Source organism: Streptomyces sp. NPDC006711 (assembly GCF_042869775.1).
Lineage (GTDB): Bacteria > Actinomycetota > Actinomycetes > Streptomycetales > Streptomycetaceae > Streptomyces.
On sequence record NZ_JBIAGO010000003.1, the window covers coordinates 213,988 to 237,507 of the forward strand.

Consider the following 23,520-nt stretch of genomic DNA (forward strand, 5'->3'; position numbering starts at 1 on the left):
GCCCCGCAACACCGCGCGCGTCGCGGACACCGGGGCCGGGTGTCAGGCTTTTCGGCGAGACACCCGTCACGTGAACCAGGCCCGGCGCGCGGGGCTCAGTGCACCGGGAACCCGAAGGTGTGCCCCTGCGACTTGAGTCGGGGAAGCAGACGGCGCAGGGCCTGGAGGGTCTGCGCGCGATCGCCGCCCGCGTCGTGGAACAGGACCGTCGGCCCGCTGGGCAGTTCGCGCTCGACGGTGGCCACGATGGCGTCCGTACCGGGCCGCTCGAAGTCCTTGCTGTCCACGTTCCAGCCCAGCGGACGCATGCCCCGGGAGGCGGCGAGGTGACGGCTGTAGGGGGTGAAGGCCCCGCCGGGCGCACGGTAGTACATCGGCCGCACCCCGCCCGACGCCTTGGTGATCATGTCTTCGGCGTCCAGGATCTGCTGCGACTGGTACGCCTCGGGCTTCTTGTCCATGGTGGTGTCGTGCGAGACCGTGTGGTCGCACAGCCGGTGCCCCGCGGCGACGACCTTCTTCACGAGGTCGGGGTGGGCCTTCGCCTGCGTCCCCACCATGCAGAACGTGGCCTTCACCCCGTACTCCCGCAGTACGTCGAGGACTTGGGGGGTCCAGGTGGGGTCGGGGCCGTCGTCGATGGTGATGTTGACGCCGTGCGGGCCCGCGTCCGAGGAGTGGGCGATGGTCTCCTCCACGGGGTTCGCGGCCGCGGCCGACGCGGTCCCCTCGGGCGAGGGGGTGTCCGCGGTGCCGGCCTGCGCCGACCACACCGAAGCGCCCGTCGCGAGCAGTGTCACCCCGACCGCCGCCCCGGCCACCTTGCCGTACCAGCCCCGCCCACCGACGTGCCGTGCCATGACCCGCCCCTTTCCCGCAGTCCCTCACCGAACCCGGTCGCCGTCCGACCACCCCACAGGACGAGCCACCCGGGCCGGGGGATGCCTCCGTTACCAACCACGGACAATTTCGTGAGCACTCCCGGACAACGACGATCAACAATGCCCGAAATGCGGCGAATTGACCGAACCTCACACCTTGTCATTCGCCCAGGGATTCGCGTCGTCCCGAGCGCCCGCGACCGACACCCTGCGGCGCGACGACCCCATGCCCGGTCCGCGTCACCACCCCCGTACACCCCATGACCGATCCGGGCCACCCACACCCCCAGACCGCCCCCACAGCCCCATCGGCGCGCTCCGCGCCACACCTCTCCCGCGCCTGGTAAACCACAAACGCCTGCCACATCCCTGTGCAACAGGGCTACCTCTTGGTAACTTACAACGCCGTTACCTCCAGTAACACGTGCGTCGCTCATCCCCGTGGTTCAACCAGCGAGCCGAGGTATTCATGCACACACCCGCCGTACGACACCTGGCGACCGTGGCCATCACGGCCCTCACCCTCGCCGCCCTTCCGGCCGCGACCGCCGCAGCCGCCCCCACCAGCCCCTCCGCCCCATCTGCGGCCGCGAAGGCGGCGGGGGCGTCAAGTGACGCGTTCTACGCCTACGACGGCAGTGAACCGCTGTCGTCGTTCACGCCCGGAACCGTACTCAAGACCCGGACGCTCCAGTACCACGTGCTCGGCATCCCCACGCCGGTCAAGGCGGTTCAACTCCTCTTCCGCACCACCGACGCCCAGGGCCGGCCCTCCGTCGGCGTGACCTCGGTGGTGCGCGGTGTGGGAAGCGACGGCACCAAGGCCGTCTCCTACCAGTCGGCCTACGACTCCCTCAGTCCCGGTGACGCGCCGTCCCGGGCGATCGCGGGCAACGTCAGCCTCGGCGGCGTACTTCCCAACGCCGAATCCCTGGTCCTGGTGCCGTTCCTGCTCCAGGGCTACGACGTCGTCGTCCCGGACACCGAGGGCCAGAGCGCCGACTTCGCGGCGGGTCCTGAGTACGGCACCACCACCCTCGACTCGCTCCGGGCCGTCGGCAATTCCCCGGAGACCGGCATGAACGCCGAGACCCGCTTCGGTCTGATCGGCTACTCGGGCGGCGCCATCGCGACCCAGTGGGCCGCCACCATGGCGCCCGCCTACGCGCCGGACATCAACCGCAGACTGGTGGGTTACACCGAGGGCGGTCTGCTCGTCGACCCGGCGCACAACCTCAAGTACGTGGACGGCAGCGTCGTTTGGGCCGGTGTCATCCCCATGGCCATCATCGGCGTATCACGCTCGTTCGGCATCGACCTGAAGCCGTATCTGAGCACGTACGGTCTCCGTGTGTACGGCAAGCTCGAACACGGGTCGATCGTCAACGCCCTGGGCCAGTACCCGGGTCTGACGTGGAAGAAGATGGCGAAGCCCGAGTACGCCGATCCCAACTCCGTGCCCGAGTTCCTTCAGGCCGTCAACAGGCTCAACCTGGGCTCCGCCCCCACGCCGACCGTTCCCGCCTTCATCGCGCAGGGCAACGGCGGCGTCCTCGAAGGCACCTTCAGCAACCTGCCGGGCATCGGCACCGGCGACGGTGTCATGGTCGCGGGAGACGTGCGCACGCTGGCGCGGCAGTACTGCGACACCGGCAACAAGTCGGTCAAGTTCCAGCAGTACGGGGCGTTCAGCCACGTCGGCGCGATCGTCCCCTGGGCTCCCCAGGCCCTCGGCTGGCTGAACGACCGCTTCGCCGGCCGGGCCGCGCCCTCCGACTGCGGCCGCATCCCCGCGGGCAATTCGCTCGCGCCCGAGAAGCCGGCCCGGGCCTCCTGACGGCACGCCACGCCCGCGCGCGCCCGGGCACAGCCCGTGGCGCGAGCGGGCGTGGCGCACGCGCCCGTCGACGTCCGGGCGGGCTCAGACCGCCTCCGGCAGCCTGACCTCCAGAATGCCGTCGTGGGTCAGCCGGGTCTCGAAGACGGGCTGGGGCGCGGTCGCCGGGCCACCGACGTTGTGGCCGTCGGCCAGACGGAAGACGCTGCCGTGCCAGGGGCACTCCACGCACCCGTCGGCGACCTTGCCCTGCGACAGGGGCCCCGCCATGTGACTGCACCGGTCGACCAGCACATGGAAGGCGCCGTCCGGCTCCCTCACCACCAGCAGCGGAACCTCTCCCAGCATTCGCCGGGCCCCTTCTCCTTCGGAGAACTCCGTGACGCTGCCCACCGGATGCCAGCCCGGCTCGACCAGGTGATCCACCGGCTCCGTCTTGTTGGACCCCACCGCCTGCCGGAAGGCGAGGTGGCCGCCGATCATGCCGCCCACACTGGCCGCGGTGAGTCCCGCGAATCCGAGCAGCCGGCCGAGCACCGGCTTCCCCCGGCCCCGCACCACCCAGGAGCCGGCGTACAGACCGATGGCCACACCGTTCGACGCCGCGTGCACGAGGCCCGTACGCAACTGTCGCTCGGGCTGCTCGGCCCAGTCCACCCAGCCCGCCCAGGCGGCCGGCACGGCCGAGAGCACTCCCATGCCCACCAGGAGCCGCGCATGGCGTCCGCCGCTCGGCAGGAGGTCGAGAACCGCCGCGGACGTCCACGCGCCGATGGGTACCTGCACCAGTACGGGATGCAGCGGATGGCCGATCGGCCTGCCCTGGAGGACGGCGCGGTACGGTCCGAGCGGCAGCGCCTTGACGGCCTTGCGCACCGGGGTCGTGAACCTGTCCAGCTGCTTGAGTTCCCCGAGCGAGTCCAGCGCCTTCACCAGGGACCGCAACGTGACATCACACCCTTTTCCATCGCCTCGTTCCGGGGCGGCCGCCCCGGCGGGCACCGGCTTCGCTGACAGGAATCGCATGGGATCCGGTTAACCCCTGCGCGCCGGGGCCAAACGGCCGGCCGGTCACTTCTACCCGGACACGAGCCCCGTCGGCGCACCGGCCCCCGCCCGCTGGTGGGTTCGGCGGCGAGCTGGTAGACGAGGCCGGGGCGGTGGGGTTCCCGGCGCCGAAGGGGCCCGGGGGGTTTGGTTGACTCGGGGTATGAGCGATCTCTTCGTCAAGATCTGCGGCCTGCGGACCGCGCGGGACGTCGACACCTGTGCCGAGGCCGGGGCCGACGCGGTCGGCTTCGTCTTCGCCTCCGGAGCGCGGACGGTGGACGCCGCCACCGCACGGCGGCTCGCCGCGCGTGTGCCGAGCCATGTCCTCACGGTCGGGGTCTTCCGCGGTCAGTCGCCGCGCGAGGTGCGTCGGCTCACCGAGGAGAGCGGCATCAACACCGTTCAGCTGCACGGGGACGAGGGGCCGGAGCACTACGAGGCGCTGCGGGCACCGGGGCGCCGCCTGATCCGCGCCACGGCCGCCACCGGGGCCCCGCCCACGCTCGGCGACTTCGGCGAGGACCTGCTGCTCCTCGACGCTCCGGACCCCGGTTCGGGCACGCCGTGGAACTGGGCCTCCCCCGCCTTCGTCGCCCCGGCCGGCCGCTGGCTGCTCGCCGGGGGCCTGCACCCGGGAAACGTCCGCCACGCCGCCGAGGTCACCGGAGCCTGGGGCGTGGACGTCTCCAGCGGCGTGGAGAGCGAACGCGGCGTCAAATCGGGCGAGTTGATCCGCTCGTTCATCGCGGCGGCCCGCTCGGCATGAGTGAGCCACCACCACTCCGGACAAATCCAAAAGTTCTCCGCCCCTCACCACAGGGCGAAGCAACAAACATTGACGGAACCAAACATCCGGTCTAGGTTCCCGTCCTGTCGCGTCATGGCAACTCGCGTGTCACGCCCGCCTTTTGAGGCTCCATCACATCCTCAGGAGCACCGCATGCGCAGAACGCCCTTATCCCCCGCGAAGCCCCGCAACCGCCTTCTTCCCCTTCACGGCCGCGTCCATGGCCACGTCCACGTCCACGGCCGTGGCGCCCGCGCGCGCCGGGCCGTCCTGTCCGTCCTTTCCGTCCTGGCCGTGGTCCTCGGTTCGCTGCTGATCCTGCCCGGCACGTCCCAGGCCGCTTCCGCGCTGCCCTGCGACGTCTACGCCGGCGCCGGCACGCCGTGCGTCGCCGCCCACAGCACGACCCGCGCCCTCATCGGCTCCTACAGCGGCCCGCTGTACCAGGTGAAACGCGTCAGTGACGGGGCGGTCAGGGACATCGGCCCGCTGACACCCGGCGGATACGCCGACGCCGCCGCGCAGGACGCCTTCTGCGGGGCCACCACCTGCTCCATCGACAAGGTCTACGACCAGACTTCGCGCCACAACGACCTCTTCCCCGGTCCCGCCGGAACCGCCGGCATGGGGCCCGACCGGGGCGCCGACGCCTCGGAGATCGCGGTCACGGCCGGCGGGCACAAGGTCTACGGGATCTGGATCTCGCCCGGCGTCGGCTACCGCTCCGCAGGCCAGGCGTCCGGCACGGCGGTGGACGGCCAGGCCGAAGGTGCCTACATGGTCGCCAGCGGCACGCATGTGGGCTCCGCCTGCTGCTTCGACTACGGGAACGCCGAACGCACCCCCGCCGACACCGGCAACGGTCACATGGACGCCGTCTCCATCGCCACCACCTGCTACTTCGCCCCCTGCACGGGGACGGGCCCGTGGGTGGAGGCCGACCTGGAGAACGGCATGTTCCAGGGCGCCAACGGCTCCAACACCGCCAACCTGGGCAACAGCACCCCGTACGTCACCGCGATGCTCAAGAACGACGGGCGGACCAGGTACGCGCTCAAGGGCGGCAACGCCCAGGGCGGCGCCCTTTCGACCTGGTGGGACGGGGCGCTGCCCGACCGTGGCGGCTACCAGCCGATGCGGCAGGAGGGCGGCATCATCCTGGGCACCGGCGGTGACAACAGCAACTGGAACCGGGGCACCTTCTTCGAGGGCGTGATGGTCACGGGCTATCCGACGAACGCCGCCGAGGACGCCGTGGCGGCCGACATCGCCTCCGTCGGCTACACGGGCCAGACCGACGAGCCCAACGGCGACCAGCGTCGCTTCACCGGCCCCGGCGGCACCTGCGTGGACGTCGCCGCCGACGACACCGGGGGCAATGGCGCCCCGGTGCAGCTGTGGTCCTGTCAGAAGTACGCCGAGGACCAGCACTGGGCCCACCTCACCGACGGTACCCTGCGCACCCTCGGCCGCTGCCTCGACATCAACGGCAACGGCACGGCCCGCGGCACCAAGGTCGAACTGTGGGACTGCGACGGCGTCGGCGGCCAGAACTGGCTGGCCCGTTCGGACGGCTCGCTCTTCAACCCGCAGTCGGGCCGGTGTCTGGACTCCCCGAGCGGCGCGACCGCCAACGGCACCAGGCTCCAGATCTGGGACTGCAACGGCAGCCCGGCCCAGAAGTTCCAGCTCCACTGACCCGGTTACGGCGCGCCCGGATCCGAGGTGAGGTCGCAGACCACACCGAAGTGGTCGGAGGGCCACACCGTACGGCGCCGGGCGCGGACCGGTGCGGTGAACGCCAGCTCGGCGTGCGCCGCGCGCGGTCCGGCGGTGAGCACGAAGTCGATGCGCCGCGCGGGTTCCCGGGCCTTGCGCGCGAATCCGTTGGCGGGCGTGTACGTGTGGCCGGATCCCGAGCCGGCGCTCACCCACGCGTCCGCCATGCGGCCCGTCAGCCATCGGATCTCGTCGGTGTCCGGAGCGGCGTTGAGGTCGGCCAACAGGACGACGTCCCGTCCGCCCCGCCGCTCCGCGAGGTCGCTGAGGTCCGCGAGGTCCGCGAGGTCCGCGAGGAAGCGCACCTGCTGATGCCTGACAAAGGCGTGCTCCCACTCCCACGTCAGGTGGGTGACGAGAACCGTCGTCGCGCCCATTTCGGCGCGCAGCACCGACCGGGGCTCGACACCGCCGGGCACCGGCAGCGGGAGCACGTCGTACCGCGTGACGGGCTCCCGGGTCAGCAGGGCGTTGCCCTGGGTGGCGCACCCGCGCCGTGAGGAGGCGGCGCCATACGTCACGTGGTACCCGAGCCCGTCGGCGATCCGCTCCGCCTGGCACCCCGACCGCTTCCGCCACACCTCCTGGAGGCCGACGACGTCGGGGGCGAGCCGCACCAGCCCGTCCCTGATGAGCGGCAGCCGTCGGCGCCAGGCCGAACCCCGCCCCCAGACGTTGAGCGTGAGGACCCGCGTGGCGCTCATCCCCGCGTACGTACGCTTCTCGGCCGGCTGATCACGCCGCCCGGCGGTCGTCCGGGTCGTCCGCCAGGGCGATGGCGGTCTTGATGCGCTTGCCGACTGGTTCGCGGTGCACCTCGAAGCTGCGGCACACGGCCATGACGATCTCCAGACCGTGCTGGCCGACCCGGCTGGGGTCCGGCGCCAGGATCAGCGGCAACGTGGTGCTGCTGTCCCACACCGTCACCTCGACCGCTCCGTCGTTGACCTCAAGGGTCAGCAGGCACGGTCCCGGCGCGTACTTACGGGCGTTGGTCACCAGCTCACTCACGACCAGCTGGACCGTGCCCATGGTCCGCTTCCAGACCGGCAGCCCGTGCTCGGACTGCAAGGAGGTCAAAAAGTCCCGGGCCATCCCCCGCGCGGCAGCTATGTCCTCGGTGCCCTCAAGCACGGCGGAAACCGACATCGCGTGCTCCCTACAGCCCGCGGACGGCCGCTGCCCCTCATACTGCTCAGCCAGATTCATCCAGTTCGCCTCACTGCCGAAGCGCCACCATTTACCTGGTGCGCTTACCCCCGAAAAACCCCCGCACTCCTCCCTGTTTCAACAGCGTTTCCCTCACATGTCCCGTGCCTCGGCACGCTCCCGCGCGTCGAGCGCGGGCACCACTTTCTCAGGCCCCCCGCGACGCGCACCGGCAGGGTCCCCCCACTCGTCCGTACGCCCGCTCGGGCCGCCCCCCTGTGTGTGATTCCCCATGCGAGGGAAGGGGTGCATGGTGCGGGAGTTCACTCATCCTCTACTTGATTTCGCGCGCCGCCGCCGTGAACCGGCGGTGGTGCAGACCCTGCGTTCCACGGCGGCGGCCGTCATCTCCTATGTGGTGGCCCTGCGCCTGAGCAGCGAGCCCGCTCCCCTGACCGCGCCCCTGACGGCCCTGCTCGTCGTGCAGGTCACGCTCTACACCACCCTGGTCACCGCGGTGCGCAGGGTGAACTCGGTGGTCGTGGGCGTGCTGCTGGCCGTCGGTTTCAGCGCGCTGGTGGGCCTGACCTGGTGGAGCCTCGGGCTGATCATCCTTGCGGCGCTCGTGGTCGGGCGGTTCGTCAAGGTCGGTGAGTTCGTCCCCGAGGTGGCCATCAGCGCGATGCTCGTACTGGGCGTGACCCGGGTCTCGGCGACGGCGTGGGACCGCGTCCTGGAGACGCTGATCGGCGCGGGTGTCGGCATGCTCTTCAACATGTTGCTGGCTCCGCCGGTGTGGGTGGAGTCCGCGGGCGGCGCCATCGAGGAGCTGGCCGCGCGAATGCGGCGGCTGCTGCTCGACCTGGGTGACGAGGTCGGCGGCCATACGCCGGTGGCCCGGGCGGCGGCGCGTCTGCACGAGGCGCGGCGGCTCGATCACGACATCGTCCAGGTGGATGTCTCACTGCGCCAGGCCGAGGACAGTCTCCGGCTCAATCCTCGCGTAAAGGAGGGGCTGCTGTCCCGGGTGGTGCTGCGTACCGGGCTCGACACCCTGGAGATCTCGGCGGTGGTGCTGCGGGTCGTGTGCCGCTCGATCACCGACCTCGCGAAGGAGCGCACGCAGGAGTACCTGTTCGAGCCGGACGTCGGACGCGCCCTGCGGGACGTCTTCGAGCACCTGGCCCGCGCGATCGAGAGCTTCGCCGTGCTGATCACCACGCAGGTCAGCACCAACGCCGAACAGGCGGAGGAGCGGCTGGCGGCCGAGCTGACGGCCGGCCGGGCCAGCCGCGACCGCGTCGCCGACCTGTTCCTCGCGCAGGTTCAGCGCCACCCCCGGCAGTGGCAGCTGCACGGCGCGCTGCTCGCGGAGGTCGACCGGATCCTCAACGAGCTCGATGTGGAGAAGCGCTCGCAGCGCCTGGTCGAAGTCCTCGACCAGCAGTCGCGCAAGCAGCGGCGGCGCTTGCCCGATGTGCGCCGGACGCGCAGTCGGGTCCGTCAGATCCTGCGGCTGCCGGAACCCGGGGAACGCCCGCTCTGACGAGCCCCGGCACCATGGCGTGCGGAGCCTACAGCGCGCGGACCTGCCCCGTTGTCGTATACCGGAAGATCCCCACCCCCGTCGCACCCCGCGCCATGCTGGCCCCATGAGGACGAAGGGGCGGGGCACGGCCGCCGTGGCCTGGGGCGTGATCGCGCTGCTGTTCGTGGGGGCGACGGTCGGGGTGGGCGCCCTCGGTCTCGTACGGCTCGGACTGGCCGGGGACGAGGTCCGCGTCCGCCTCACGCACTGCCGGCTCACGGGCGGGGGACGGGGAGACAGCCACCTCGAATGCTCCGGCCGGCTCCTGGGCGATGTGCGCGCGGGCAGCGTGATGGTGCGCTACGACGGCCGGCAGGGCGAGGTGGTGCCGGCCGCGAGGACGCCGTGGGGGACCTTCGAGGTGCTGGACCGGAGTCTCACGTCCTGGGGGACGGCGGTCCTCTCCCCGCTCCTGCCTCTCACGGCCGCCGCTCTGACCGCCTGCCTCGCGTGGAGATCCGCTCGCCAGGACGCGCGGCGAGCCGGGCGGAGCGCCGCGTGGGGCCGGTGACTCAGTGACGTCGTACGCGCAGGGCGGACACCTCGTAGCTCAACTCCTTCAGGTCGGCCGGGGGTTGGGGGTGGTAGCGGCCGGCGCTCACGGACAGGTTCACGATCAGGTACGCCTGCCAGTTCCGCCCCACGCCCCCACGGTCCCTGAAGACGCGCGCGCCGTTCACCCACCAGGTGACCGACCGGGCCCCGAATCTGACCCGCAGGTCCACCGAGGCGCCGGGGGCGACGCGGGCGTCCCGGAAGTAGGACTGGCCCCCGTGGACATGGTTGGACAGTTCAAGGAGATCGGGGTTGTCCGGGTGGTACTCGAAGATGTCGACTTCCTGATCACCGTCCCGCCACGTCCAGATGGCGGGCCACGCCCCCACGCCGGTGGGCAGCCGCACACTGGCCTCCAGGACGTCCCCGGTACGGACCATGAACCCTTCGGCGCTGCCTTCCGTGGTCAGCAGGCCGCTGTTCCACGTCCCGTCGGTGTTCCGGGTCGCCCGGAACACCCCGCCTCGGCTGTACGACGGGTCCGCCACGAGATAGTCGAGTTTGTTGTCACCGGGATTGACCGGTCCGCCGTCCGGATAGGCCGACGAGCGCCCGGCGACCCACTGCGTGGTCGAGGCGAAATCGGCGGTGAACACGATCGGTCCGTCGTCCGAGAGGGCTCCGGCGCTCGGCCGGGGCAGGCGCAGATGGTCTCGGCACCATGCGAGAGCATTGGAGAGCACGATCGGATGATGCCCAGATACGTGCCCGAATATCCCTCGATGGGCGACATGGCGGCCATCGGCCCCTGTCCCAACAGGCCTGTCTGGCCGAGCTGTTCACGACTGACGGAACCGTGCGCGAAACGGATCGATTGCGTCGCTGATCGCCGGTGGCCCGAGCTCCATAAGCTCCGCCCTCCAGCCACAGGGACCGGGCCCGTCGTCACAGTGGAGGCGATGAGCGCGACCCAGCGCGCGGCTTCCATCGGGTCCTCCGCGCTCGATCGGGTCCTCTGCGCTCGGGTGTCCTCGTACGCCGCGTGGGAATGCGAAGCCGTCTCCCGAAGCCGGACTGTGCGACCGTCACGTCCCGGAGAACATACGGAGGCCCGGACCGGCCAACTGAGCTACCCAGCAGCGCAGTTGAGGCGAGAGACGTCGACGGACGGGGCCCCGGTCGGGACGTCGGGCCCGCCGCCCGGACGGGACGACGGGACATACGAAGGGCCCGGATCCATCAGGATCCGGGCCCTCGCGCACAGTAGCGGGGACAGGATTTGAACCTGCGACCTCTGGGTTATGAGCCCAGCGAGCTACCGAGCTGCTCCACCCCGCGTCGGTAGACACCACCCTACGCCATCGCGCGGGCACACGAGACCAGCCCGCGATCCGTCGCCGCCGAGGCACTGGGACCGGCGTGCTGCCGCGAGGCGGCAGGGGCAGAAGCGGCCGGAGCCGCCCGCGTCCACGGCGGCGAGGACGGCCATTGACTGCCGCAAGGGCCCGGGCGAGTGCGGCGACCGCCCCCGCGACAAACGCGCGTTCAACCGCCACTACGTCCAGAGCACCACCCACCGCCGGCGCGGCAGCACCACCTGGCTCCGGCCGCGCGACGGCAGCCGGGGCCGACGGTCCGCGCGGCGACGGCCGAGGCCGACGGTCCGCGTGAGCGGACGCGGGTCCCGGCGCGGCCGGCCCTCCTGAGGGCTCACCTGCCGCAGCTTCCACCCTCTCGCACGCCAGGACGCGACCGAGCGCGGCCCACCCCGCGCGCCCCCAGGTCGGCTGCCCACCCGGCAGCCCTCGGTCCCACGCCCGGCCAACGCCGACGAGGGACAGCCCACGAACGACCGCCCACCCGCGGGCGCGCCGGATCATCGCCTCGTCCACATGTCCGTACGCCGCGAAGAAGCTCGGCGCCGCGCAGGTAGGGAGCAGCAGCCAGGCGGCGGCGAGATCCGTCGCGGGATCCCCGGCGCAGAGTTCACCGAAGTCGATCACACCGGCGAGCGTGCCGCCTGAGATGACGACGTTGGCCGGATGCAGATCCCCGTGCAGCCAAACCGGCCGCCCCTGCCACCCCCCGGCCGCGACCGCCTGCTCCCACACCTCCCGGGCACCGTCGGCGACATCGCTGCCCGCGACGTTCCGCACGTGCGTCTCGAACTCCGCCGCGACGGACCGCAGGGGAACCCCGCGCCGACGATGGATGGGCGCCCCGGCGGGTGCGACGCGGTGCAACTCCCTTAGAAAGACGGCGAGTCGACCGGCCGCGTGCCGACCACGGGTGATCGGGGCGCGGTCCCCCGGTTCGCCGGGGACCCAGGTCGCGACGGTCCAGGGCCGCGGGAAACGGGCGGACGGCAGGCCGATCCGAACGGGGACCGGCACCGGGAGCGGAAGGCCCGGGGCCAGGGCAGGGAGCCACCGCTGCTCCTTGCGCAGGTCGCCGGGCGCGCTGGGCGTACGCGGCAGACGCACCGCCAACTCCTCGCCCAGGCGCCACATCTGGTTGCTCCAGCCGGAGGCCACCTCGCGCAGGGTGAGGTCCGCCAGATCCGGGTGCTGCTCCCGCAGCAGGGACCGCACCAGTTCTTCGCCCGCGTCGACCATGTCCGTCTCACACATGTGCGGCGACCCTACCGGGGCCGGAAAGCGTCACGACGGCTTCTCCGGAACAGAGTTGACGCGCGCGACGGCGCCCGGGCCCCCGGGGGCAGGTCGCGGCGTGCGGCAGGGTTCGTCCTCCGGCGCGCGATGCGTGCTCCCCCGCCGGAGCCCCCTCCGCTCCCGCGCCCGAGGTCGATTGTCAGTGGTGGGTGCGACGATCGGAGCATCGAATCGCACGAGGGGGAGCGGCCATGTCCGGAGACCAGAACTACATCAATCACGTTGCTCTTGTACTGGACGCGAGTTCGTCCATGTCCCACCTGAGCCGCAAGGTCGTCGAGGTGGCCGACCAGCAGATCGCGTATCTGGCCCGCCGCTCGAAGGACCTGGACCAGGAGACGCGGGTCACCGTGTACGTCTTCGCCGACAAGGCGGAGTGTGTCATCTACGACAAGGACGTGCTGCGGATGCCGTCCTTGCGGGAGTTGTACCAGGTGGGCGGGATGACGGCGCTTTTGGCGGCCACCTTGAAATCGCAGCGGGAGCTGGCGCAGACCGCCCAACTCTACGGCGACCACAGCTTCTTGACGTTCGTCCTGACCGACGGCCAGGAGAACGCGAGCCACCGCTGCCCGGACGCCCCGGCCGATGATCCGCGTGAACTGGTGCGGGCAGTGGCCGAGTTGGTAGCCACGCAGCAGGACAACTGGACGCTGGCCGTCCTGGTGCCGGACCAGATGAGCAAGCGCGAAGCCATGCAGTGCGGCTTCCCGAAGGACAACATCGCCATCTGGGACGCGACGAGCACCCGAGGTCTCGAGGAGGCCGGGCAGGTCATCCAGCAGGCGACCGAGAAGTTCATGGTCGGCCGCACCAAGGGCATCCGGGGATCGCGCGCGGTGTTCTCCACGGGAGCCGACGCGGTCAACAAGGAGACCATCGCGGCGGCGGGGCTCACGCCGGTGGATCCGTCCGCGTACCAGCTGATCCCGGTGGCCCGGGACGCGGCGATACGGGAGTGGGTCGTCGAGTGTGGACACACCTACCGTACGGGCTGCGCGTTCTACCAGCTGAGCAAGCCGGAGAAGATCCAGGCGCGCAAGCAGATAGCGGTCCTGGAGAAGAAGACCGACCGGGTGTACACGGGGCCGGAGGCGCGGGCCCTGCTGGGCCTGCCCGACACGGAGGTGCGCGTCAAGGCGGACCACAACGACGACTTCACGATATTCGTGCAGAGCACGAGCGTGAACCGGAAGCTCGTCCCGCACACGCGGCTCCTCCTGATGATCTGAGGCCTCTCCTCATGATCTGAGGCCCCTCCTCGTGGACTTGGGCCTCCCCTCGTGGCCTGACGCTCAGGCGCTTCCCGGAGGCGATGGCACCAGGGCGGCCAGTTCGGCCAGGCCGTCCGCCCGCCAGTCGAAGGTGTCCGACGGCCTGGGGGGATCGCCCACGGGCCGGCGTACGTAGGCGGTCCTCATTCCTACTGCCTGGGCCCCGCGAAGGTCCCACGCGTGGGCGGCGACCATCAGGACGCGCTCAGGAGGGCACCCCGCCGCTCGCAGGGCGAGGCGGTACACCTGGGGTGCCGGCTTGTAGGCCCGGGCGTCCTCGGCGGACAGGGTCTGGTGCCAGCGCAGGCCGGCGTGCACGGTGAGCCGCAGGAGGGTCGCGCGGGCGGCGTTGCTCAGGCCGAGCACGGGAAACCGTTCGGCGAACCGGGCCAGACCTGCCCGGGAGTCATCCCAGGGGCGCAGCCGCTGACTGGCGGAGGCGAGGCGCGCGATGGCCGCCGGGTCGGTGACTCCGGTCCGGCCGGCCACGCGTTCGGCGGCTTCGCGGTCGAGGACAGCGGAGTTGACGTAGGCACGCGCGCCCTCGGCGATGCGGCGCTGCTCGTCCTCGACATGCCTCTGCCACATGATGACGAGCTGGTCCAGGAGTCGTTCCTGGGACCGTGTCCCCGGGGTCCCTCTCCCCGGGAGCCTTGCCCCCTGAGGACCGGGCATCCCGGCATCGGCCGTCGCGCCGGGCGCCGGGGAAGGCGCCTCGCGGGACTCCGCCAGCGCCTCGCGCACCGCCGCCCGGAGTCCACCCGGCTCGTCGACCATCGTGCCCAGTACGTCGAAGACCACGACGTCGATGGCGCCCGCCAGAGTCATTCGCCCTCCTCATCACAGGCGCTGCCTGGTCGGCAGCCAGAACGCCCGGGTGCCACACCGGTGTTGGCGACAGCGTAGGCCGCGCCCTGTGGTCCATCCCATGACACGCATCTGACGTGCCATGTCCGACGCCTGACATCACTTCCCTCATCCCCCGCCCCCGGTTATGCCGCCAAGCTGCCAACTGGCCTGGCCCACAACACCGTTCAGGGCATGGTCACAACTGACCGGACGTCCGGAGCAACCCCCTTGCCACGCCAAGTAATAAGCACCTATCCTTGCCATCCCTTACCTATGCCTCAGGATCGGGACCCTCGATGGCCTCCTTACTGCCGGCCCCCGGGGCCCGGCGCATCCTCGCGTTGTCGAACTTCGTCTACACCGTCGGCAGCGGCCTATACCTCACCGCCGGGGTGCTCTACTTCACCGAGGACCGTCACCTCCCCGCATCCCAAGTGGGCCTGGGACTCGGCATCGCCGGCCTGCTCTCCCTCGCCGCGGGCATCGCCGTGGGCCACCTAGCGGACCGGCATGGGGCGCGTGGCGTGTACATGGGCGCCCTAGTCGTCCAGGCGCTGGCCACGGCCGGTTTCGTAGGGGCGGACGGGTTCTGGCCGTTCGTCGTGGCGGTCGCATCGGCCATGGCCGCCAAGGGGGCGGGCAACGCCGCGCGCGGTCCGCTCATCCGGCACTACGGGGGCGACCGTCCCCAGGCGTTCCGCGGCTACCTGCGCGCCGTGACCAACGTCGGGATATCCCTGGGAGCCGTCCTGGCGGGCTGGGCCGTGCAAGTGGGGACCCATGACGCGTACCGGGTACTCGTCCTCGGTAACGCCCTCGCCTTCGTGGCGTCCGCCGCGCTTCTGCTCCTGCTGCCCCCGGTCGCGCCGCGGCCCGCCGCCGACGGCCCCCGCTGGATCGCCCTGCGGGACCGCCCCTACCTCGCGCTCACCCTCCTGGACGGCGTCATGGCCATCCAGTTCAGGGTGCTCACCGTGGCCGTCCCGCTCTGGCTGGTCGTCGCCACCACGGCGCCCCATTGGCTGATCTCGGGGACCATGCTCGTCAACACCGTCATCGTCGTCGCCTGCCAGGTGCGTGCGAGCCGGAACATCGACACCCCCACGGCGGGTGCTGTCGCCTACCGGCGCTCGGGTGTGGCGTTCCTCCTCGCCTGCGTGATCATCTCGCTCTCGGCGGGAGTGCCGGCCTGGGCGGCCGCGGTGCTTCTCCTGTCTGCGGTGGTCGTGCATACGATCGGTGAACTGTGGCATTCCGCCGCCGGGTTCGAGATCTCCTTCGCTCTCGCTCCCCCGCTCGCCACCGGTCAGTACCTCGGCGTCTTCGGGCTCGGCGCGGGCCTGGCGGAAGCCGTCGGCCCCACGTTGCTCATTTCGCTGTGCGTCACATGGGGCCGCCCCGGCTGGTACGTGGTGGGAGCGCTCTTCGTCCTGGCGGGCCTCGCGGCTCCTCTCACCGTCCGGTGGGCCCAGCGCCGTCACGCGGACAGTGCCATAACTAGCTCGGAAACACCGTCCGTTGAGGGCGCGACCGCGCCGACACCAGGGTGAGAGACGGCGTCCCCGAGAACGTCAGCTTCCGTGGGGATCGATCAGGAACTCGTCGAGGAGGCCCGGGGTCGCCGCGGCGGCGAAGCCTGGGGCGTCGGCAGCCGCCAGGTCGCGGATGGCATAGCCTTCCTCGCCGGCCGCGACCGCCGCCGTCAGCGTGACCAGCCCGTGCCGACGGGCGAACGGCGAGGTCGAGAACGTCCAGGCGGCGATGGCGTCGCGCCGCAGCGCGAGGGTGTCCCGGCTGAACGTCCCGGAGCGGGTGACCAGAAGGCCGTCCCGCATCCCGTGCCCCAGACTGCGGTACGCGTCCCGCGCCAGCCACAGCACGGCCGGTGTGGAGATCACCACGTACGTGACCGCGCAGTACAGCAGCACGGGCGTGCACACCACGCCGAGAGAGGCCAGGACGGCGGCGCCGGGCAGCACCACGAACAGCAGCCCGCGCGTCCGGCGCCGCCGCAGCGCCGCCGGAGGATGGGGCGTGAGCGCCACCCGTCCGGTTCCTGCGGGGAAGGGCGAGCGCAGCACCCCGTCGGCCACGCGCAACGCCTGGGCGCGCGGCGCAGGCGGCAGCAGTCCGCTGCGCTTACGGTTCTCCTCACGGTCGCCGAGGCCGCCGGCGACCGCCCGGACCAGCGCGCCGCCGCCGGCTCGCAACAGCAGGGGCTCACACACCAACACGCCCCGCAGCCGCGCCTGTTCGATGGTCACCGAACGGGTGGTGAACAGGCCTCGGCGCACCCGCAGCGTGTGCGCGTCGGTCCATTCCAGGCGGTAGTTCCACCAGTTCTCGACGTAGAGGGCGACGGAGCCGACCGAGCCGAGGGCGAGCACGGCCAGCAGCGCCACCGGGATAGTCAGCCAGAGCGCACTCGCGCCGAACTGCGCGAACGCCCGCTGGACGAAGCCGAGTCGCCACGGCTGGATGCCGACGCCGTCCAGCACCCGGTAGACCGACCCGGTCACCACGAACACCCCGCCGACGACCCAGAACGTGAGCGGGGCGTAGCGCGACCAGCGCCAGTCGATGCGGGCGAGCAGCGGGTCGTCGCGGTCGGCGCGCGCCATGCCCGCGCGGGACAGCAACGCGGCACGCAGCCGGTGCGCCTCAGTGACGGTGAGCGCGTCGAGGGACAGGTCGCCCCGGCCCTCGCCCGACCCCGCCGTACCGGCCCGCAGCACGGTGACGCCCAGCAGTCGGTGCAGTGGCGACGCGGTCAGGTCGACGGTGCGTATGCGGCGCAACGGGACGCTGCGCAGCCGCAGGTTCAGGAGACCGGTCCGCACCTCGAGGGCGTCGGAGGTGACCCGGTAGCGCGTACGGGTCCAACGGATCAGGCCGATGGCGGTGACGGCGGCGAATGAGGTCGCCACGACGGCGAGCGTGCGCCACGCGCCGGCGGTGACCCGGCCGCCGCCGGCCAGTACCGTGAGGAGCAGCGTAAGGAGCGGCGCCCCCATCCAGCCGCAGTGCACCAGCAGGGTACGCGGGTGCAGCCGGCGCCACCCCGGCGGCGCGGTCCCCTGCACACCTGGGGCCCCCAGCACACCTGCGGCCTCCTCCACCCCCGTGCCACCGAACTCCTCCCGTGACCCCCTCATACCGCGTCACCCAGCACGTCCTGGGCGGCTTCGCCGATGCGCCGGGACAATTCCTCGGCGTCCGCGTCGGACAGCCCCACGATCTTGATGTCGCCGGCCGTCGACGCGGTGGTGACGACGACCGTGGCAAGCCCGAAACGCCGTTGCAGGGGGCCGCGCACCGTGTCCACCGTCTGCACCCGGGACAGCGGCGCGATCCGCCGCTTGTGCCAGAACCAGCCCCCGGCGGCGTAGACCGCCAGTTCGCCGAGCTCCCAGGCGTGCACCCGGTAGCGCCAGCGCGGCATCAGCACGAGATAGCCGAGCGCGGGCAGTACGAGCACGACCAGCAGCAGCGGCCCGAGCCACGGCAGGGCGCCGGGGAAGAACAGCGACGCGAGCGCCGCGAGGACGAGCGCGGTCAGCAGCATCGGACCGCTGAGCGCCAGGAACGCCTGAAGCGTCCACCAGCGGCGGGCCCGTGGATCGACACGGCGGCGGGGTGGCCGCAGGAGCAGGGCGGCGGGCGTGGTGTGCATGAGGTCACCAGTTTCCAGGTCAAGCGTATTGAGTAGCCGTACGCTATAACGGTACAAGCGACTTGTAAAAGTGCTGGGCCGTGCATCTGCCCCACCAGGGCGACGGCCGCCCCGTTGGGGCAGAACAGGGCGACGGCCGCCCGAGCCCGCAGCACCCAGGAGAGGGAGGTCTCGTCCGTGCCCAAGAGGGTGGACCATGAAGCCAGACGGCAGGAGATCTCCGCCGCGCTGTGGCGGATCGCGAGCACGCGCGGACTGGACGGCGCGAGCCTGCGCGATGTCGCGGCCGAAGCGGGCATCTCGCTCGGCCGGCTCCAGCACTACTTCCGCACCAGGGACGAGATGCTGGTCTTCGCCCTCCGGCACATCAACCGGCTCGCCGCCCAGCGCGTCCACGAGCGGATCGAAGCCCTCGGCGGCGAGCCCACCCCGCGCGAAGTCCTGCGCGCCTGCCTCTCGGGCATGCTGCCGCTGGACGAGAGGAGCCGCACCGGACTTCTGGTCGGCGCGGCCTACTACGCGCGCGCCGTGCACGACGAAGGTGTGCGCGCCGAGGCGAAGTCCGGCATCCCCCACCTCCGGGAGTTCTTCGCCGGCCAGCTCCAACTGGCCGCCGAGCGAGGCGAGTTGGCGCCCGAACGCGCCACTGAGGACGAGGCGATGCTCCTCATCAGCGTGACGGACGGCCTCGCCACCCATGTCCTGCTCGACGTGCACGATCCGGAAACGGCACTGCGCCTGCTCGACCTCCACCTCTCGAAGCTGTTCGGCGACGACGCCCCCGCTCCGGCCGAGGGCACATCCCAGTAGGGCCCCGCGCACCGGCGTCACGCCCCGAGGTGCGGCGGCCCGGTCACTTCCTCATCGGCGATGTCACTGGTAGTGGCGCAGCGCGGGCCACATGTCGCCCCAGGGACGGCGAGGGCCCGTACAGACGTAGATGTGGCCGCCCCCTTCGACGGAGTGCACACCCTCGGGGTCGGAGAGGGTGGCCACCGGGCGCACGTCGGTGAAGTACTGGCGCAAGTGGGTCTCGTAGTCCGGCGCGTGCTCCGGCCCCGGGGCGATGGCGACGACGGTCGTGGCGTTCGGGTCGCCGGGGCCCCACCACCAGTCGGTGTTGTGGGCGCTCACGACGGTGGGCAGGCCGCTGCCCCGGCCGAGTTCGTTGACGGCGCCGGCCTCGCCGTAGTCCTCCGCGTAGATCACCGCGTGCGCCCGCCGTCCGGCCGGGAGCCCGTTCCACACCTGCCGTACGGTGCCGACCAGTTGGGGCCAGCCAAGGGACTCCCCCGAGTTGGAGCTTACGGCGTAGGTCCAGGCCACGTCGGAGGGCGGCAGCACCGGCAGCACGATCACGGCGAGCAGCGCGGTCGAGACGGTGGTGCCGATCATCAGGCCCCGCAACCGCCCCGCGCGGGCGCGCAGCCATGTGTCGAGTCCCACCGCGCCGGCCGCGAGGAGACACACGTACAGGCCGCCCAAGTAGTACACCTGCGCCCCGGTCGTCACGGCGAACAGCACGAACAGGACGGCGTACGTGATCACAAGGGCACGCCACAGCGGTCGTCCCGACCGCCACAGGAACCGCAAGCCTCCCACCCACAGCGCCGCCATCGCGGGGCAGCAGACGGCGAGTTGTCCCACGATCCACGTGGGAATGTTCCGCGGGCCGCCGTTCTCGGCGTTCAACGCCCCTGTCATCTCGAACATGGCCCAGCCGTGCCGCGCCTGCCACCACAGGTCCGGCAGCACGAACAGCACGGCGATCGCGGCGCCCGCGAGTAGCCGGCGGTCGGCCAGGGCCTTGCGGGCCGGGCCGAGCAGCACGACGGCCAACAGGACGGCGCCGAAGATGCCCGCGAGGTGGTTGAACGCGGCGCCGAGCCCGACCAGCGCTCCTGCCGCCAACCACCACCGCGTGTCGCCCGTACGCCCGACGCGTACCAGCACGAGCGCGATCGCCGCCCAGGCCAGCACCTCGTAGGACGTGGTGTTGGCGACATGCGCGCCGCCGAGGAGTACGGGCATCGTGGCGGTCGCGAGCGCCGCGAGCAGCTGGGCCCGCCGTGCGCCGCCGAACTCCCGCGCGGTCAGCGCGCCCACGACCACGGTGGCGGCGGCCGCGAGCGCGGACCACAGGCGCAGGCCCGGCGCCCAGACACCGAACAGCGCGAGCGAGACCCGCGCGAGGAGCGGCGCCGGCGCGGGCTGGTCGACATAGCCGGTATCGAGGTGCCGGGCGCAGTCCAGGAAGTACAGCTCGTCGCGGTGAAAGCCGTAGCGCGGCGACAGCGCCATGAGCAGGGCGAAGACCGCGGCGGCGACGGCGAACACCCGCCGGTCAAGCGGGGGCGGTACCTGCGCGTGTTCTTCGGCCTCGGCCGCGCGACCCGTGCCCGCCCTGTCGTCTTCCACGCCAGCCCCCCGGCCTCGGCCCCGGTGGCGCTGTCCGCGCACCCGGGACGGTCCGGCGCTCGCGATCCGGGCCGCGCGCATCGTACCCGCCCGGCCTGTGCCCGCCGAAGGCTCGGCGGTCCGGCGCGGTACGGCCGTCGCCGCCCCCTCCACACACGACATCCCGGAGCGAACCCGGCAACTCCCCCCACCCCACTCGTTCCGGACATTCGCAGACACATTCCGGCCGGGTGTTTCTCAGACGATTGCCCTGTACATCAGCTTTACGGGAACGTTGCCATGCAGTCGCAAGACAGGAAAGCACGAAGGGTGCATTGCGCAGTTCTCCACCATCCTTTGGTGAGTGCGTCACAGATTGTCAGGGTGGCGTAATCAACCTCCAGTTCGACCTTCGAATTGAGGAGTACTTGTGATCTCGAAAATGAAGAGGATCGCCCGGTCCGCGACGGTGGCCCTGGCGGCCGCGGCCGCGTTCACCATGGTGATGCCCACCGGCAACGCCTTCGCCATCGACCACGTCGAGTGCCGCGGTGGCGAGAACTTCCTGAAGATCTGGTCGCACAGCGGAGGACGTCAGAGCGTCGACTGCTACGCCAACCGAGGGCGGACCAACTTCGGCGGCTGGTGGGTCGACAAGATCTCGACGGGCAACAACGACCTGATCTACTACGACGCCAACGGGGACTCCGTCAGGATCGACCGGTGGCACGACATCACCTTCCCCAACCGCCCGCCGAAGGTGAACTCCATCGAAATTCTCTGACGAGAGAACGGTAAGGGGGTCAACCAGCTCGGCCCCTTTCTCTTTCCCTCCGCACTGAAATGCCCATGCTCCAATGCGCCTCGTCTGATTTACCTAACCTTGAATCGGATGAGGCCACACGACTGCCCCCGACCAGGCGTACGATCCGGCCAGACCGCTCGCGTCCCGGATGCGGCCCGGGCCCCGAACTGCCCGCGTCGGCCGAACCACCTGTCGGGTGCGGCGGCGCGGCGATCGGGGCCGCCCCCCGACCCGGACCTACTGGCCCAGCCCGAACGCACGCATGGTCGCCAATCGTGCGCGGCCTTCTGTGCGGTGATCACGTGCCCGCAGAACGAGTACGCCGTGCTGCAACCGCTCCTCCCCGAGCAGGTCGAGCGCTCCGTCGCGGCTGCGACCACCCCGGGTGCACAGCTCATCCTCGCCTGCGCGGCAATTCACGCCGGCCGGGTCGCCCAGATCGCCACTCTCATGCTCAACGGCGTCGATCTCGGCAACCGCCAACCCGACCAGGCGGGCCGTCAGCCACTGGATCGGTGCCTCGATGCGCGGACAGGACGCCACCCCGCGGCTCCTCGTTGGCCGATAACTCGCAGAAGTCCTGACCCACGGGTCCGACCCACAGCATCTTCCCGAGGTGTTCGGTCTCGACGAGAAGACCGCCATGCGTTACGCGAACTCCGCACGAGCCCTGCTGGAACAGGCCACGAACAGCACCCTCGATGAAATCTGCTCGACCAGGACGCAGCGTGAAAGGAATCATGGACGAATGACGTCGACCGAAGCAGCGGCGATCGCGCTACAGGACCATGCCGCTCTCTGGAGCATGGGGGAGATCCGCGCGAGCGACGTGGTGAACGCCGCCTGTGATGCGCTCGTCGCCGGACTCGACACCCCCGGCCTTCGAATGCTCGCCGCCTGCACGCGCGCCGAGGCGGACTACTACGTCCACGAGTTGCTTCCCGCCGCACTCGACGAACTCGACCTCGCCTTCTATCCGGTGGGTAGCGAGGCCGGTCAAGAAGCCGCCGCCCGAGCCCTCGCACACCGCATGCTCGCCGGAGAGCTCACGCCTCGGGAGTTCACCTTCCGGATTCACCAACGCCACGGACATGCGCTGCCCCTGACCGAGCGGCTCGCTGAACTCGCCGACGAGTACGACATCCTCGAATACGGCAACAGAACCGTGGATCAGGTCAATGCCGAGGTCACGGCCGAAGCTCGCCGCCTCGCAGCCCACCCCACAGTTCCCGTCGAACCCACGGATTCGCCCAGCTGACGCACACGGACCGACCCGGTGAGTTCCGGCTGAACAGACTTTGCTCTCCCTGAAGCCACGGGCCTCCTCGGCACCGGGACTGGTCTGGTACACCCACGTGTTGATGGGTCGCGTATTCCTCGGTGAGGTCAGTCGTGGTGTCACCGTGTGTGTTCGTCGAAAGTGCCATCATGTGCTGGCACAAGACCCCCGGTCGTCCGCTACCCGTGGGCCGTTCCATACCATTCGCTGGTGAAATCCCGTCTTTTCTCCACGCCGCGCCGCCGAGTCACATCTGTGCTCACAGTGATGGCCGCCGTCGTCGCGTTCGGGTCGTGGGCGCTCTGGCCGGTCTACGACTCGTCGTGCGTCGTCTACTCGGGGGCCTACATCCCCATGAATGCGCCGAAGGCCGAAACCGACGCCGCCGCGCAGCGGGCTTACGACAAGGCCCTCGCCGACGGCGCGTGCGGTCCCAAGCGTGCGCGCTTCCACAATTGGACTCAGTGAGGTCAATTCTGACGTCACCGTGAGCGGTCGCCAGGAGCAAATCGGCTCCAGATTCCTCCGGCTTCGGTAAGCAGACGGATGGCTGTCTTGTCGTGGTAGCCGAGAGCCGTCGCGACGACGGGTGCCGGGGCCTGGAGGACGAGTTGGCGGATCGCGAAGGCCCTGCCGCCCTGCGGCGGGGCGCCGATCACGCCGTGGTTCCGGGCGAGGGCGGCGATGGACCCGCTTTCCGGGTACGCGGCGGCGCGCACGTCGGCGTTCGTCTCGCCCATGAGGGCCGGGCGGCGTCCGCCCTTGTTGGCCTTGGCCTCGGCGCCCCGAAGCCCGTCGTGTGTCAGCTCATGCTTTAGCTCGCGCTGAACTTCGCCGACGGCCGCGAGGATCTGCACCCTGAATTTCCCGGTGGACATCAGCTCGCCGGTGCGCGGGTGGCGTGCGGTGAGGTCCATCGCGGAGAACGCGCCGTCGCCGATGCGCAGAGCGAGACGGTCGTGGTGGAGGACGTCGAGCACGTCGGGAATCTGCCGGATGCCACGT

22 protein-coding genes, 1 tRNA gene and 1 pseudogene are annotated in these 23,520 nt (G+C 70.9%); 11 read left to right on the forward strand and 13 right to left on the reverse strand.

The window, feature by feature from the left end; genetic code table 11:
- Positions 1-95 precede the first annotated feature (95 nt).
- Positions 96-860 (reverse strand): polysaccharide deacetylase family protein, encoded by a 765-nt coding sequence (locus ACFYM2_RS08655; RefSeq protein ID WP_388459117.1) that lies wholly within the window; start codon positions 858-860, stop codon positions 96-98.
- Between the two features lie 490 nt (positions 861-1,350).
- On the opposite strand from ACFYM2_RS08655, the gene ACFYM2_RS08660 reads away from it, so the two are divergent.
- Positions 1,351-2,718, forward strand: a complete 1,368-nt coding sequence (locus tag ACFYM2_RS08660) for a lipase family protein (protein ID WP_388834540.1) — start codon at positions 1,351-1,353, stop codon at positions 2,716-2,718.
- 84 nt (positions 2,719-2,802) lie between these two features.
- Here the strand turns inward: ACFYM2_RS08660 and ACFYM2_RS08665 are convergent, their stop codons facing one another.
- The gene (locus ACFYM2_RS08665; RefSeq protein ID WP_388834542.1) at positions 2,803-3,663 is read right to left on the reverse strand and encodes a Rieske 2Fe-2S domain-containing protein; all 861 of its coding nucleotides are present in this window, start codon (positions 3,661-3,663) and stop codon (positions 2,803-2,805) included.
- A gap of 265 nt (positions 3,664-3,928) precedes the next feature.
- Between ACFYM2_RS08665 and ACFYM2_RS08670 the strand changes: the two genes are divergently transcribed.
- Positions 3,929-4,534 (forward strand): phosphoribosylanthranilate isomerase, encoded by a 606-nt coding sequence (locus tag ACFYM2_RS08670; protein WP_358994314.1) that lies wholly within the window; start codon positions 3,929-3,931, stop codon positions 4,532-4,534.
- A gap of 174 nt (positions 4,535-4,708) precedes the next feature.
- On the forward strand, positions 4,709-6,253 hold the full coding sequence (locus tag ACFYM2_RS08675) for an arabinofuranosidase catalytic domain-containing protein (protein ID WP_388834545.1): 1,545 nt from the start codon (positions 4,709-4,711) through the stop codon (positions 6,251-6,253).
- A 5-nt stretch (positions 6,254-6,258) separates the two neighbouring features.
- Here the strand turns inward: ACFYM2_RS08675 and ACFYM2_RS08680 are convergent, their stop codons facing one another.
- Together ACFYM2_RS08680 and ACFYM2_RS08685 are read right to left on the reverse strand one after the other, a co-directional pair.
- Positions 6,259-7,038, reverse strand: coding sequence for an endonuclease/exonuclease/phosphatase family protein (locus tag ACFYM2_RS08680; RefSeq protein ID WP_388834547.1), 780 nt, complete (start codon positions 7,036-7,038; stop codon positions 6,259-6,261).
- A gap of 31 nt (positions 7,039-7,069) precedes the next feature.
- Positions 7,070-7,483: an ATP-binding protein gene (locus ACFYM2_RS08685; RefSeq protein WP_358994319.1), complete on the reverse strand. Its 414-nt coding sequence runs from the start codon at positions 7,481-7,483 to the stop codon at positions 7,070-7,072.
- Between the two features lie 310 nt (positions 7,484-7,793).
- On the opposite strand from ACFYM2_RS08685, the gene ACFYM2_RS08690 reads away from it, so the two are divergent.
- Positions 7,794-9,029 carry an aromatic acid exporter family protein gene (locus tag ACFYM2_RS08690; RefSeq protein WP_388834549.1) on the forward strand — a complete coding sequence of 412 codons (1,236 nt, stop codon included), beginning with the start codon at positions 7,794-7,796 and terminating at the stop codon, positions 9,027-9,029.
- A gap of 106 nt (positions 9,030-9,135) precedes the next feature.
- A complete protein-coding gene (locus ACFYM2_RS08695) occupies positions 9,136-9,582 on the forward strand; it encodes a hypothetical protein (protein ID WP_388834552.1) in 447 nt (148 codons plus the stop codon).
- A gap of 1 nt (position 9,583) precedes the next feature.
- On the opposite strand, the gene ACFYM2_RS08700 is transcribed toward ACFYM2_RS08695, so the two are convergent.
- The 3 genes and pseudogenes from ACFYM2_RS08700 to ACFYM2_RS08710 all read right to left on the reverse strand — a co-directional run.
- Positions 9,584-10,225: a beta-glucanase gene (locus tag ACFYM2_RS08700; RefSeq protein WP_358994429.1), complete on the reverse strand. Its 642-nt coding sequence runs from the start codon at positions 10,223-10,225 to the stop codon at positions 9,584-9,586.
- 605 nt (positions 10,226-10,830) lie between these two features.
- Positions 10,831-10,904, reverse strand: a tRNA-Met gene (locus ACFYM2_RS08705).
- A 530-nt stretch (positions 10,905-11,434) separates the two neighbouring features.
- Positions 11,435-12,196 (reverse strand): annotated as a pseudogene (locus ACFYM2_RS08710) (aminoglycoside phosphotransferase family protein); the annotation flags it as partial.
- A 233-nt stretch (positions 12,197-12,429) separates the two neighbouring features.
- Between ACFYM2_RS08710 and ACFYM2_RS08715 the strand changes: the two are divergent.
- Complete coding sequence (locus tag ACFYM2_RS08715; RefSeq protein ID WP_388834553.1) at positions 12,430-13,470, forward strand: vWA domain-containing protein; 1,041 nt, start codon at positions 12,430-12,432, stop codon at positions 13,468-13,470.
- A 63-nt stretch (positions 13,471-13,533) separates the two neighbouring features.
- Here the strand turns inward: ACFYM2_RS08715 and ACFYM2_RS08720 are convergent, their stop codons facing one another.
- The gene (locus ACFYM2_RS08720; RefSeq protein ID WP_388459129.1) at positions 13,534-14,340 is read right to left on the reverse strand and encodes a haloacid dehalogenase type II; all 807 of its coding nucleotides are present in this window, start codon (positions 14,338-14,340) and stop codon (positions 13,534-13,536) included.
- Between the two features lie 317 nt (positions 14,341-14,657).
- Here ACFYM2_RS08720 and ACFYM2_RS08725 point away from each other — a divergent pair, with 317 nt between their 5' ends.
- Positions 14,658-15,911: an MFS transporter gene (locus tag ACFYM2_RS08725; protein WP_388459131.1), complete on the forward strand. Its 1,254-nt coding sequence runs from the start codon at positions 14,658-14,660 to the stop codon at positions 15,909-15,911.
- A 21-nt stretch (positions 15,912-15,932) separates the two neighbouring features.
- Here the strand turns inward: ACFYM2_RS08725 and ACFYM2_RS08730 are convergent, their stop codons facing one another.
- Both ACFYM2_RS08730 and ACFYM2_RS08735 read right to left on the reverse strand, forming a co-directional pair.
- Positions 15,933-17,516 (reverse strand): PH domain-containing protein, encoded by a 1,584-nt coding sequence (locus ACFYM2_RS08730; RefSeq protein WP_388834555.1) that lies wholly within the window; start codon positions 17,514-17,516, stop codon positions 15,933-15,935.
- A complete protein-coding gene (locus ACFYM2_RS08735) occupies positions 17,513-18,034 on the reverse strand; it encodes a PH domain-containing protein (RefSeq protein WP_388834557.1) in 522 nt (173 codons plus the stop codon). Before ACFYM2_RS08735 ends, ACFYM2_RS08730 begins: the two co-directional genes overlap by 4 nt.
- A 177-nt stretch (positions 18,035-18,211) precedes the next feature.
- On the opposite strand from ACFYM2_RS08735, the gene ACFYM2_RS08740 reads away from it, so the two are divergent.
- Positions 18,212-18,844, forward strand: coding sequence for a TetR/AcrR family transcriptional regulator (locus ACFYM2_RS08740; RefSeq protein ID WP_358994345.1), 633 nt, complete (start codon positions 18,212-18,214; stop codon positions 18,842-18,844).
- Between the two features lie 63 nt (positions 18,845-18,907).
- Here the strand turns inward: ACFYM2_RS08740 and ACFYM2_RS08745 are convergent, their stop codons facing one another.
- Positions 18,908-20,452 (reverse strand): ArnT family glycosyltransferase, encoded by a 1,545-nt coding sequence (locus ACFYM2_RS08745; RefSeq protein WP_388834559.1) that lies wholly within the window; start codon positions 20,450-20,452, stop codon positions 18,908-18,910.
- Between the two features lie 421 nt (positions 20,453-20,873).
- On the opposite strand from ACFYM2_RS08745, the gene ACFYM2_RS08750 reads away from it, so the two are divergent.
- Positions 20,874-21,215: a beta/gamma crystallin domain-containing protein gene (locus ACFYM2_RS08750; protein WP_388459139.1), complete on the forward strand. Its 342-nt coding sequence runs from the start codon at positions 20,874-20,876 to the stop codon at positions 21,213-21,215.
- 258 nt (positions 21,216-21,473) lie between these two features.
- Here the strand turns inward: ACFYM2_RS08750 and ACFYM2_RS08755 are convergent, their stop codons facing one another.
- Entirely contained in the window at positions 21,474-21,779 is a 306-nt protein-coding gene (locus ACFYM2_RS08755; RefSeq protein WP_358994353.1) for a hypothetical protein, read from the reverse strand.
- A gap of 73 nt (positions 21,780-21,852) precedes the next feature.
- Here ACFYM2_RS08755 and ACFYM2_RS08760 point away from each other — a divergent pair, with 73 nt between their 5' ends.
- Positions 21,853-22,494, forward strand: coding sequence for a hypothetical protein (locus ACFYM2_RS08760; protein WP_388834563.1), 642 nt, complete (start codon positions 21,853-21,855; stop codon positions 22,492-22,494).
- A gap of 231 nt (positions 22,495-22,725) precedes the next feature.
- On the forward strand, positions 22,726-22,983 hold the full coding sequence (locus ACFYM2_RS08765; protein WP_388834566.1) for a hypothetical protein: 258 nt from the start codon (positions 22,726-22,728) through the stop codon (positions 22,981-22,983).
- 14 nt (positions 22,984-22,997) lie between these two features.
- Here the strand turns inward: ACFYM2_RS08765 and ACFYM2_RS08770 are convergent, their stop codons facing one another.
- Positions 22,998-23,495: a hypothetical protein gene (locus tag ACFYM2_RS08770; protein WP_388834568.1), complete on the reverse strand. Its 498-nt coding sequence runs from the start codon at positions 23,493-23,495 to the stop codon at positions 22,998-23,000.
- Between the last annotated feature and the right edge of the window lie 25 nt (positions 23,496-23,520).

Bases quoted from the DNA above. Each gene is read 5' to 3' on its own strand.
- ACFYM2_RS08730 (WP_388834555.1), bottom strand. From the start codon at position 17,516: ATGAGGGGGTCACGGGAGGAGTTCGGTGGCACGGGGGTGGAGGAGGCC.
- ACFYM2_RS08720 (WP_388459129.1), bottom strand. From the start codon at position 14,340: ATGACTCTGGCGGGCGCCATCGACGTCGTGGTCTTCGACGTACTGGGC.
- ACFYM2_RS08715 (WP_388834553.1), top strand. From the start codon at position 12,430: ATGTCCGGAGACCAGAACTACATCAATCACGTTGCTCTTGTACTGGAC.
- ACFYM2_RS08750 (WP_388459139.1), top strand. From the start codon at position 20,874: ATGAAGAGGATCGCCCGGTCCGCGACGGTGGCCCTGGCGGCCGCGGCC.
- ACFYM2_RS08690 (WP_388834549.1), top strand. From the start codon at position 7,794: ATGGTGCGGGAGTTCACTCATCCTCTACTTGATTTCGCGCGCCGCCGC.
- ACFYM2_RS08735 (WP_388834557.1), bottom strand. From the start codon at position 18,034: ATGCACACCACGCCCGCCGCCCTGCTCCTGCGGCCACCCCGCCGCCGT.
- ACFYM2_RS08685 (WP_358994319.1), bottom strand. From the start codon at position 7,483: ATGTCGGTTTCCGCCGTGCTTGAGGGCACCGAGGACATAGCTGCCGCG.
- ACFYM2_RS08670 (WP_358994314.1), top strand. From the start codon at position 3,929: ATGAGCGATCTCTTCGTCAAGATCTGCGGCCTGCGGACCGCGCGGGAC.
- ACFYM2_RS08725 (WP_388459131.1), top strand. From the start codon at position 14,658: ATGGCCTCCTTACTGCCGGCCCCCGGGGCCCGGCGCATCCTCGCGTTG.
- ACFYM2_RS08680 (WP_388834547.1), bottom strand. From the start codon at position 7,038: ATGAGCGCCACGCGGGTCCTCACGCTCAACGTCTGGGGGCGGGGTTCG.
- ACFYM2_RS08695 (WP_388834552.1), top strand. From the start codon at position 9,136: ATGAGGACGAAGGGGCGGGGCACGGCCGCCGTGGCCTGGGGCGTGATC.
- ACFYM2_RS08660 (WP_388834540.1), top strand. From the start codon at position 1,351: ATGCACACACCCGCCGTACGACACCTGGCGACCGTGGCCATCACGGCC.
- ACFYM2_RS08655 (WP_388459117.1), bottom strand. From the start codon at position 860: ATGGCACGGCACGTCGGTGGGCGGGGCTGGTACGGCAAGGTGGCCGGG.
- ACFYM2_RS08675 (WP_388834545.1), top strand. From the start codon at position 4,709: ATGCGCAGAACGCCCTTATCCCCCGCGAAGCCCCGCAACCGCCTTCTT.